Consider the following 10969-nt stretch of genomic DNA (forward strand, 5'->3'; position numbering starts at 1 on the left):
TCTGGAAACGAATACCGATCGAGCAAACCGTGATTGTTAAGTTTATCTAAAATTTAGATTTGTTCACTGGGTCAGATGTATACTTACGTGCATGCAACAAACTAATGTCTTTGCATTAAAAAAATCAATTTTTATACAATTTCAATAATTTCTACCTCTGCGAAAATAGTCAGGCGCTCCTAATTATTTTTCGCTAAATTTACTGTGAAACAACAGATGAAAAGCTGAAATCAATTTACCCATCTTTAACAGAAGGAGATAACTGTTAAAGTGATTTTCAGTTTAGAGCTTGATTCTAATTTATAAAACGAAGATCGTTAAAATTTAGCAACTTTTGACAGGACGAAAAAGCGGAAATAAATTCCAGGAATTTGTTCAATTAAATTCGTTAACCCAAGGAGATCCTCATGACGATACAGGAACAAAAAAGTGGGACGATCGGTCTAGTTGAATTACCGCAATTAAAACTATCCGATCCTGATGGCAACGACTTTTATTCCTTACGCAAGTATGAACCGTGTGTTAGCAAGCAGATTCTACTATCAAATCTCCAAGCAGGAGGATTTCAAACTAAATTTATTAATCTTCGAGATGGGGATTATCTCGAAAATTATGGACGAGTTCGTTGGCGAGGAATCGAGCTGACCAAAAACTACGTTGGTCTTGATATTAAGAGCGTAGATCCGGAAAGTTGTGATGTTTGGTGCATTACAGTTAATTTTACCTTATACCGTGAAATAGCAATTTTGCTGTTGAAGCATCTGGCCAGCAAAGGCAAGCCAGTCGTTTTAGGTGGTTCCGATCCCTTTGCAGATCCGCAAGCTTATCTCCAAAATGGTGCAGCAGTCGTGGTTAAAGATAAATCCGGTGCTGCTAATTGGCCCCTATTCAATTATTTGTTAGGAAAAGGTTCCCAAGAAGAACTCACGGGTGTGGTTTTAGCTGACGGGATTGAGTATGCTAAACGCAACCCTCCCCTACATCCAGAAGAATGGCCGTTACCATCTTTGGAAGTGGCTAAACAGTGTTTGGGGACGGAATATTGGATGGATCCGTTTCCAGAACATTTAAAACCAATTGGTTCGATATTTCCAGACATAGGTTGCGATCGCCACTGTGATTTTTGCCAAACCCCTACCTACGGCACCGGGTATCGCCGAATGTCTCCCAAACGGGTACTAGAATGGCTGAAAATACAGCGCCAAGCAGGAGCTAAATCAATAGTCAGCGTCTCCGATCAATTCCTGGGCCGGACAATTTTCCCTGAAGGTCGAGAAGAAATTCTCGAAATTATGAAAGAAATACGGGAAATGGATTTAACCATTCTCTGGCCTAATGGTCTGGAATTAAGGAAAATGACTAAGGGGCGCGGACGCAACTACGATAGTACGGATTTGACCCCCGATGAAGAACTAATCGATGCTCTATTTCATTGGGATGGGCAAAAGGGAACTCTGGCTGGCGGTCTTCCTGCGGAACGCCCAATATTTGGACGAGAAGCTTATGCCAAGTTACTTCCCTGGCAGCAACACAAACGAATTGTGCGCAGGGTTGTGGAAACTGGTATCCCCATGGTTGTATATAACATGATTATCGGACTACCCGATGATGATGATGAAAGTATGTTACGCCTAGAAGAAGCGCTTTGGGAAATTCATGACGAAGTGAAAGCGATTAATCCTTCAATTTTATTTCAAATCAGTCCCTTTGTGTATTCACCGATCTTGGGAACGCCACAGGGGGAAACAATTCGCAAATCCGGTCTGCTGCGATTTGACGATCCAGCCCTTTTTGCAGGTTTTTGGACTGCGACCGTTGACACTAAACACCTGAGCTACGAGCAAGTCTCTGATTGGCAGTTCCGCCTATCTTGTATTGGCGTCGACTCGAAAAACTTCCAAGTTCCCCAACGATTCAGAAGGTTGGCTGTGGAAGGAGAAAATGCCAGAAAAAGATCGATGGCAGTATAACTATTGCTACCTATATACATTTTTCCTAAAACCTAGGATAGGTTGACACGAAACATTTAAGCTATGAGCCAGTTTCTGATTAGCAATTCCGTTTAGCTAAGGTTGGTGACTCGAAAAACTTGCAAATTCTCCAAAGGTTTAGAAGTTTAGCAGAAGGGGAAAATCAAACAGCAGTAGCAGTATAACCTTCTTGAAATCTCACGAAAAATAGAGGTTTTGCCAAGACCTGGATAGTTAAATCACAAGCAAAGAAGAAGAGGAAAAGCATTATGAAAGCTCCTTCAATTGGGTTGGTTGAAGTCCCAGAAGTGGATCTGCGCGGACCGAACGGAGTCAGTTGGCACAACTTGTCCCAGGGAATTCCGATGGTAAGCAAGCAGATTCTTATATCTCAATTGCGATCGGGTGGGTTTGACGCTCAACTGCTCAACCTCCGAGATGGAGACGAGCGAGAAGAATACGGCGAAATTGAATGGGGAGGTCAAACCCTTAAAAAAATCCTGGTAGGCCAGAAGATTGCAAGCGTTGACCCGGATGCTTATGATGCCTGGGGAGTGACGATTAACTTCACCCGCCAGCGTGAATCGGCTTGTAAGACGGTCAAGCATCTAGCAAGTACAGGCAAGCCGGTAGTGGTAGGAGGTTCCGATGCGATTGGTTGTCCCGATCTCTATTTGGAAGCCGGTGCTACAGCTATCGTTAAAGATAAATCTGGGGGTGGCAATTGGGGCATATTCGATCGCGTACTGGGAAGGCCAGAACGACAAAAGCTATCGGGCGTACTGTTTCCTGATGGCACTGAATACCCAAAAGGTTTTCCCGGCCTGCACCCAGAGGATTGGCCTCTGCCATCTTTAGACGTGGTTAAGGCGTGTTTTGGAGAAAAGCACACCTACAACGATATGCCGCTGCTACCTCACGGTTCGGTATTCGTCGATATGGGTTGCGATCGCAAGTGCGACTTTTGCCAGACCCCAACTTATCGTTTGGGATATCTGCGGATGTCCCCCAAAAGATCGCTCGAGTGGTTTGAGATTCAAAAAGAAGCAGGAGCCCGTGCAGTTCAAAGTCACTCAGACCAGTTTCTGGGGCGGATCTTGTTTGAAGGCGGACGCCAGGAAATTCTGGATATCCTCAATGGATTGCGGGAGCGGGAAATTCCCTTTGCTTGGTCGAATGGTGTGGAACTTAAGAAAGCAACCTTAGGTCGAGCTATTCGTCCCGATGGAGACTTGACTCCCGATGAGGAGCTGGTACAAGCCATTTGGGGTTGGGATGGCAAGGTCGGCTGCTTCCACGCCTATGTCCCTGCAGAACGACCCTTGGCAGGTCGGGAGTCATACCACAAGCTCATGCCTTGGAAGGAGCATTGTAACTTAATACGAGCGATCGTGCGTGCTGGCGTTCCTCGAATTGGTTATGGCGTGATTATTGGGCTGGCCGATGATAGCCATGAGAGTTTGCTTTACCTTGAGGAGGCGATATTTAAGCTTTATCAAGAAGTTAAGGCAATAAATCCCGAAATAGACTTTAAAGTCCGGCCGTTTTCCATTAGTCCTTTCCCAGGAACGCCCCTGGAACAGGAAATTCGGGAATCGGGATTGCTGGCGTTTGACGATCCAGCAATCTTAGGAGGTTTGTGGACTCCTTGCGCCAATACCAAGCACATGAGTTATCTAGAGGTTTCAGAGTGGCAAATTCGTCTGATGAACCTTGGGGATAAGTATCATATATTTAACTTAACTCGTGAGAATGTCGAGAAGGAAGTGGCGAGCGCTAGCTAGTTGATATGACTAGACCTCTTGTAAAAAGCAATGATGGGGTTCATAGCTTTGAGGTAAACAAATGCAAGAGGTCTCCCGAATATTGTCAGAACATCCTAGTTGTCAACTAGCTCGCAAGGTGTCTTGAATAAATTGTCAAAAAGTAAATAGCAAGGCAGTAAGTAGCGATGGCAGTCAAACAGCTAACAGAAACTCCTTCAATCGGATTGGTCGAAGTTCCAGAAGTAGCTCTGCGCGACCAAGACGAAGTAGATTGGCATAATATATCTCGGGGAATCCCGATGGTCAGCAAACAGATTTTAATCTCAAATCTGCGTGCTGGAGGATTTGACGCCCAACTGGTAGATCTAAAAAATGGCAGCTACGAAGAAGAATATGGCGAGGTGATTTGGGGCGATCGCATTCTCAGAAAAATACTGACAGGTCAGAAACTTACGAGCATCGATCCAGATGCCTACGACGCTTGGGGAGTTACGAACAACTTCACCCGCCAGCGAGAAGTAGCCTGCATGACGGTTAAGCATTTAGCGAGTACGGGAAAGCCAGTGGTGGTAGGTGGTTCCGATGCGATTGCTATGCCACAAATTTATCTAGATGCAGGAGCTACGGCGATCGTTCAAGATAAATCTGGGGCCGCCAATTGGGCGATCTACGACCTTGTCTTGGGACGACCGCAGCGAGAGGAATTAACGGGGGTACTCTTGGCTGATGGCAGTCAATACCGAAAGCGCTGGCCACCCTCAAATCCAGAGGATTGGCCTCTGCCATCATTAGATTTGGTTAAGCAATGTTTGGGGAGTCAAAATAGCCACAATGGTATTGCCCTCTTACCCCACGGCTCGGTGTTTACAGATATGGGCTGCGATCGCAAGTGCGACTTTTGCCAAACTCCAACTTATCGTCTGGGATATCAACGGATGTCACCGGAAAAAACCCTCCAGTGGTTTGCCCTCCAAAAAGAAGCAGGAGCCCGTGGAGTTCAAAGCCACTCAGACCAATTTCTGGGACGGGTGATGTTTAAAGAGGGGCGACAAGAAATTCTCGATATCGTCGCCGGACTCCGGGAAATGGAGATTCCCTTTGCCTGGTCGAATGGTTTGGAACTGAAAAAAGCTACTTTGGGGAGGGGCATTCGTCCCGATGGCGATCTGACCCCGGATGAGGAACTGGTCAACGCAGTTTGGGGCTGGGATGGCAAAAATGGTTGTTTTCATTGCTTGGTTCCCGCCGAACGCCCGTTTGTCGGGAACCAATCCTATGCAAAACTATTGCCTTGGGAACAGCATTGTACCCTACTGCGAACTATCGTCCGTGCAGGCGTTGCCAGTATTGGCTATGGGGTGATTGTTGGGCTTCCCGACGACAGCCATGACAGCTTGCTCTACCTAGAAGAGGCAGTATCCAAGCTCTATCAAGAGCTCAAGCAGATTAATCCAGAACTTTACTTTAAGGTCAGACCCTTTGCCATCAGTCCTTTCCCAGGAACTCCTCAAGACCAAAACATTCGCCAAGCAGGTCTTCTAGCTTTTGAAGATCCCGTGATTATCGGCGGTTTGTGGACTCCCTGCGCCAATACGCACCACATGAGCTATGTCGAGGTTGGAGAATGGCAAGCTCGTCTGAAAAAAATAGGGGATGAGTACCATGATTCAACGCCCTATTGGGACAAGATAGAAAAAACAGGAAAAGAAGCAATCGCGGTCAAATAGCGAGTGGAAAAGCATTTGCATGATAACTCTCCAGAAATTATGGTATTACCTCTATTTTTGGAGAGTTATAGCAACCGCCAGGACAGTCAGGACTCGTCTGGATAATTGTGCAATTCACCGGTCGTCTTTCCCCCCTGCCTACGGTCACTGGTGTCCGCTCCCACAGTGGCGACTGCTATATATCGCTCTATACTCCATTTAGCGAAGCATGAATCTGACGTTTTCACAGACAGACGTAGAAGTTTATTACGATACGGTAGAAACTCAGTATAAAATTCCCTGGAATCCCGATGGAAGTAAGCACTGGGGATATTTCGAGGACTTAAATGCTCCGAACGAAGAAAAGGTATTAATTGCCGCGTGCGATCGCTTAAATCAATACATGCTCGATCGAAGTCAGATTGATGCGAATGCTCGTGTTCTTGATGTGGGTTGCGGTAACGGCAATACCGCCATTTATCTCGCTCGAGAAACCGACTGTGCAGTCGTTGGACTCGATCTAAGCAAAACTCATATCCAAACGGCTCGAACTCAAGCTCAAAAATGGCCCAATTTACGTCTGGATTTCCACCACGGCTCGGCCACCGAACTTCCGTTTGAAAATGACTCTTTCAGTCATGTTTGGAGCCAAGGAACGCTCTTACATATCAGCCAACGGAAAGTTGCTTTGCAAGAAATTTATCGCGTCCTTAAGCCCGGTGGTATTTTTGTATTTGGCGATTTAGTGGTCAAGGTTCCAAACCTTAGCGAAGATACTTCAAAGTATGTGTATCAAAGAATGCAGGTCACAGATTTATTTAGTTCTCAAGTCTATCAAATGACGTTGAGTCAAATTGGTTTTGACATTTTTCATGATGCGGACTTGAGCGCTCATATGAAAAAGACCTATGACATCCAAGCTGTGCGAGTTCGAGAATCAGATTCACAGCGATTTATAGCTTATCAAAAAACGGGTGATGCCGTCGATCGGGGAGAAATTGGTTGGGATTTATATTGCAGTCAAAAAGTATAAGACAACATGAAAATTCTCCGATATCGCTAAAATTCAGATATTCTGGCATTCAAGATCGCAAAAAAAATCAATATTATCATCCGATAAATATTCTTAAAATGATTTGCCAAGAAGACCTGAAAATTATTCTCAAAAATAGCGAAAGTCTAACAGCCAATCGCAAAGATTATCTCAACTTTCATCAGGAACTCTCCTCAATCGATCGAGAAATTACCATCCTCTACCAAAACGAGCCGGTTTTTGACGTGACTGTTCCCAAAGGTGTGTTTAATCCTTATGGGGGAATTGCCGCTCAAGCTTTTATGAGTGGTGTGTTAAGTGGACTGGTTGATGTTAAGGGTAAAAAAGTACTCGATCTCGGATGTGGGAGCGGTGTTATCGGCTTGTGCTGCATTCTCAAAGAGAGCCAAAAAGTCGTCTTTAGCGATCTACATCCCAATATCACAACTCTGAAAGACCATCCTTTAATCCGTTCTCAAGACGAAGTCAAAGTGCAAGATTTGTGTGCGACAGAGGAAGAAAATTCCTACGATATTGTCTTTATGCCCTTTCCCAGTCGATCCATCGATCGCCCTATCGATCCGAGTTCCTATGAGATGGGCATTCTCAGAAATGACGATTTGGTTTTTCGAGCGATCGAACAAATCGGGCGCGTACTGAGGCCTCAAGGGAAGTTTGTCTTCTTTTATCGCGTCTTTAACGATCGCTTTCCGTTGTATCTCGAAGTGACGTCTAAGTTAGCAGAATACTTCGATTTGACGACATTAAAACTTCTCTGGTACTCCGGAGAAAGCACGGGACACGGCTTGTTGATGAGTTGTGAGAAACTCAAATAAAGAGATTTCAAACATTGGATGCTAGGATTTAGCTTCGCTCTCGTATATTCTTTAGCATCAAGAATACTGTAGGGGTCAACAGCGATTGACCCTTATCTCATTTCGGACAACCCGATCGTTACAATTTTTCGATCGGGGCGAGGTTAGGATCGAGAATTTTCGGACTTCCCGTGCCAAATTTAACGGCGATCGTCTGTTTTCTGCCTTCCCCAAATATCAGCAAAACTTTCCCTTCACCAAAGTTTTCGTGCAATACCCGATCGCCCACTTGCCAACTCGAAGAAGCTACCCCATTTGAAGCCACTTTCTTCGCTCCAATTTTTGCCGTTTTGCGATGGACTTTGCGAGTTTTACGAATCGTATTTCCCTCTAGAAAATCTTGGGGTAATTCCTTGAAAAACTGTGAAGGGACGGCATGAGAATAGTTGCCCCAAAGACGGCGTTCGCTAGCGTGGGTGAGGAAAAGTTGGTCTTGGGCGCGGGTAATGCCGACATAGCAGAGGCGGCGTTCTTCTTCTAATGCCCTGGGGTCGTTCATGCTGCGGAAATTGGGGAAGAGTCCGTCTTCCATTCCTACCATAAAAACGACAGGAAATTCTAAACCCTTTGCAGAATGTAATGTCATCAACGACACCGCTTCTTCCCCTTCTTCTAAGTTATCTAAATCCGACGCCAGAGATGCCGTTCCCAGAAATCCCACTAAAGATTCATCTTCATTGTCTTCGGCATACTGCAACATCGCATTGTAAACTTCTTCGACGTTTTGCAGGCGATTTTCGGCTTCGTCAGTTCCCTGTTGTTTGAGGGCTTCAATATACCCCGATTTTTCCATCACCTCTTGAAAAATCTCTGATGCCGAACGCTCGTTAATTTGTTCTTGTAACTCGGCGATACTTTCAACAAAACCCAACACCGCTTTCGCCTTTCTCCCGGCAATCGTTTTCACGGAAGTTTCATCGCTGAGAACATCCCATAATGGAATCCCCAATTGTTGGGCGGCATTATCGAGTTTTTCGATGGTGGTTTTGCCGATGCCGCGACGGGGAGTATTGATAATTCGCTTGATACTGACAGTATCCGCTGGGTTAGCGATCGCCCTCAAATAACCGAGAACGTCTTTCACTTCTTTGCGATCGTAAAATCGCAACCCACCGATAATTTTATAGCGAATATTCGTGCCGATTAACGCATCTTCAAACACCCGAGATTGAGCGTTCGTCCGGTAGAGAATGGCAAAACTGCCCCAATTTAATTCTGGGTTTTCATCTACGATATCCCGAATGCCTCGAACGACAAACTCTGCTTCATCGCGATCGTTCCCCAATTGTTGGCAGAAAATGGGGTCTCCCCATCCCCGCGTCGGCCGCAAAATTTTATCGATGCGTTCCGTATTTTGCTCGATTAAATAATTAGCAACTTGGAGAATATTTTCCGTCGAGCGATAATTTTCTTCCAACTTCACCATGGTTTGAGTTTCGTCGTCGCTCAACCCGTCGCCAAAGTCTTCTTGAAATTCCAGCAAAATAGTAAAGTCGGCCATCCGAAACGAATAAATCGACTGATCGACATCCCCCACTACAAATACCGATCGATTATCCCAATCTGTCATCGATCGCGGATCTTCCCCATTGGTAACCAGCAACCGAATTAAATCGTATTGAGTCCGGTTGGTATCTTGATATTCATCCACCAGAACGTGACGAAACTTTTGATGCCAATAGGCCAGCACCGACTCATTTTGTTGAAACAGTTGCACCGGCACCCGAATCAAATCATCGAAATCGAGAGCATTATTTTCCGCGAGTTTATCTTGATAGAGTTGGTAAACTTCGGAAATCACTCGCCCTTTATAATCCGGTTCGTTCCGTTCCACATCGCTCGGGGACCAACCTCGATTTTTGGCATTGCTAATTTGGTAGCGAACGGTGCTGGGTTTAAACTTTTTATCGTCTAAATTCAGTTGCCCGAGAACGATTTCTTTAATCAGCGCCTGCACGTCCGATTCATCGAAAATCGAAAAGGATTTCGTCCACTGCCGCCCCTTCTCATCGGTATATTTATTGATGTCGAACCGAAGAATTCGGGCACACAGGCTGTGGAACGTACCGATCCATAGGGGTTTGATATAAGTGCGCCACGATCGCGATCGCAGTCGGGTTTGTTCGTCTGGGGGAATCGCTTCGAGGGGTTTATCGTACTTCTGCTGCGCCAACTGCTGGGCGAAGAGGGTTTCCACCCGCGCCTTCATCTCCCGTGCCGCTTTGTTGGTGAAGGTGACGGCGAGGATATTTTCCGGGTCGATGCGATGTTCGAGAATCAAGTTCGCCACCCGGTACGTCAGCGCCCGCGTTTTCCCCGAACCCGCCCCCGCCACCACCAGCAGCGGTCCGCAGAAATGCTCGACAGCTTGGCGTTGGGAGGGGTTGAGTTGGCCGAGAAAATCAGCGGTGGTACTCATGGTGGATTAATGGGGGCGATCGCTACTCAAATAATATAGGTCGGAATCGATCGGGAAACGCCGGATGAGGAATAGATTTTAGATTTTAGCTCGAGTTCGGATAATCACTGACAACCCGCACGATCGGGTCGCGTGGCTTAGACCGTATCGTGCTGAATTTCTCCCCCAGCTTCCCCAGCTCACTTCACGGTGAATTGGAAGTATTTAACCAAACTTGATATTAGAGGTCCTCGCTCTTTCCTCAGAAATCTACGCCCCTTCCTTTGGCAGCAGATTTGAGTCTCTGTATTTTCATGGAATCAATCCACCAGACTCGATCGTGCTTTACAAAGCCATTATCAAAATACGGACAGTCTTTACGATAAATTTATATTAAAAAAATTACGGAAGGCAAACGAATAACCGATCAAAAAATCAGTATTTTTACAGAAGCAAATTTAGGGTACCCAGTTTAGGAGCTTATCTGGAGCGAATATACCTATATTCGTGCGTTACAGACATTTCTGTTTATAAGCAGAGAAGAAAGCCACTCTAAAATCTAAGTAATAATATTTAAGCTTAACGTTTTTTATATCTTTTTTGTGAGAGAATATACTGATTTATTTTTTACCAAATCTGGAAAATTTTTCCGAATTCGGAAAATTGGTGCGACATTAAATCCGTAATTACCACAGGTCGATCGACTCAAATCCCTATGATATTCTTCTTTTTGTCAAGTCATTCTCAAAAAAAATGAAAACTAAAACATAACGTTTTTTTCAAGAAATCGCTCAAAAAATATCACTTAGATTCTCGAAAATTTCTGCCATGTCACTCATCTCTAATGCATGACAGAGTCGTTCGATCTGTTTGTTTCGATCGAGCAATTTTGAGATCGAAATAATGGATATTTCAAAAGCGAACGATAGACAGAGTCAATGCAAACCAATCTAGCTCTGTCATCTCTTTGGGTCTACAAACCACTCATTTTGATTTGGGAGCATTTTTATGAATACAGTACCCACAAGTGTCGTCAGCTCGAGCATCGAACCAGAAACCGACCAAATCGTCACATTCCAATTAGAAGATGTGTTTCGTCTCCGCTCAAGGGGGAACCGTCGCCGATGCCACCATCATCATCGACCAAATCGATGGCTTGGAAACCTTCCCCGATATCGTCCCCGTTGCCGGATTTGTCAAAGACTTCCTCAACAACTATGA

6 protein-coding genes are annotated in these 10969 nt (G+C 45.2%); 5 read left to right on the forward strand and 1 reads right to left on the reverse strand.

The window, feature by feature from the left end; translation table 11 throughout:
* The first annotated feature begins 407 nt into the window (after nucleotides 1-407).
* The 5 genes from AC2215_RS23115 to AC2215_RS23135 all read left to right on the forward strand — a co-directional run bounded on the left by AC2215_RS23115 (nucleotide 408) and on the right by AC2215_RS23135 (nucleotide 7311).
* Nucleotides 408-1970 (forward strand): radical SAM protein, encoded by a 1563-nt coding sequence (locus AC2215_RS23115; protein ID WP_486812377.1) that lies wholly within the window; start codon nucleotides 408-410, stop codon nucleotides 1968-1970.
* Nucleotides 1971-2239: 269 nt separating this feature from the next.
* Nucleotides 2240-3754, forward strand: a complete 1515-nt coding sequence (locus AC2215_RS23120; RefSeq protein WP_486812378.1) for a radical SAM protein — start codon at nucleotides 2240-2242, stop codon at nucleotides 3752-3754.
* 167 nt (nucleotides 3755-3921) lie between these two features.
* Nucleotides 3922-5463, forward strand: a complete 1542-nt coding sequence (locus tag AC2215_RS23125; protein ID WP_486812379.1) for a radical SAM protein — start codon at nucleotides 3922-3924, stop codon at nucleotides 5461-5463.
* Nucleotides 5464-5671: 208 nt separating this feature from the next.
* Nucleotides 5672-6475 (forward strand): class I SAM-dependent methyltransferase, encoded by an 804-nt coding sequence (locus tag AC2215_RS23130; RefSeq protein WP_486812380.1) that lies wholly within the window; start codon nucleotides 5672-5674, stop codon nucleotides 6473-6475.
* A 98-nt stretch (nucleotides 6476-6573) separates the two neighbouring features.
* The gene (locus AC2215_RS23135; protein WP_486812381.1) at nucleotides 6574-7311 is read left to right on the forward strand and encodes a methyltransferase; all 738 of its coding nucleotides are present in this window, start codon (nucleotides 6574-6576) and stop codon (nucleotides 7309-7311) included.
* 118 nt (nucleotides 7312-7429) lie between these two features.
* Here AC2215_RS23135 and pcrA read toward each other — a convergent pair whose 3' ends face one another.
* Nucleotides 7430-9769: a DNA helicase PcrA gene (pcrA, locus tag AC2215_RS23140; protein ID WP_486812382.1), complete on the reverse strand. Its 2340-nt coding sequence runs from the start codon at nucleotides 9767-9769 to the stop codon at nucleotides 7430-7432.
* Nucleotides 9770-10969: the final 1200 nt, after the last annotated feature.

Source organism: Zarconia sp. (assembly GCF_057467645.1).

What these genes read in the sequence shown, in the direction of transcription:
- AC2215_RS23115 (WP_486812377.1), top strand. Translation starts at nt 408, where the DNA reads ATGACGATACAGGAACAAAAAAGTGGGACGATCGGTCTAGTTGAATTA.
- AC2215_RS23120 (WP_486812378.1), top strand. Translation starts at nt 2,240, where the DNA reads ATGAAAGCTCCTTCAATTGGGTTGGTTGAAGTCCCAGAAGTGGATCTG.
- AC2215_RS23125 (WP_486812379.1), top strand. Translation starts at nt 3,922, where the DNA reads ATGGCAGTCAAACAGCTAACAGAAACTCCTTCAATCGGATTGGTCGAA.
- AC2215_RS23130 (WP_486812380.1), top strand. Translation starts at nt 5,672, where the DNA reads ATGAATCTGACGTTTTCACAGACAGACGTAGAAGTTTATTACGATACG.
- AC2215_RS23135 (WP_486812381.1), top strand. Translation starts at nt 6,574, where the DNA reads ATGATTTGCCAAGAAGACCTGAAAATTATTCTCAAAAATAGCGAAAGT.
- pcrA (WP_486812382.1), bottom strand. Translation starts at nt 9,769, where the DNA reads ATGAGTACCACCGCTGATTTTCTCGGCCAACTCAACCCCTCCCAACGC.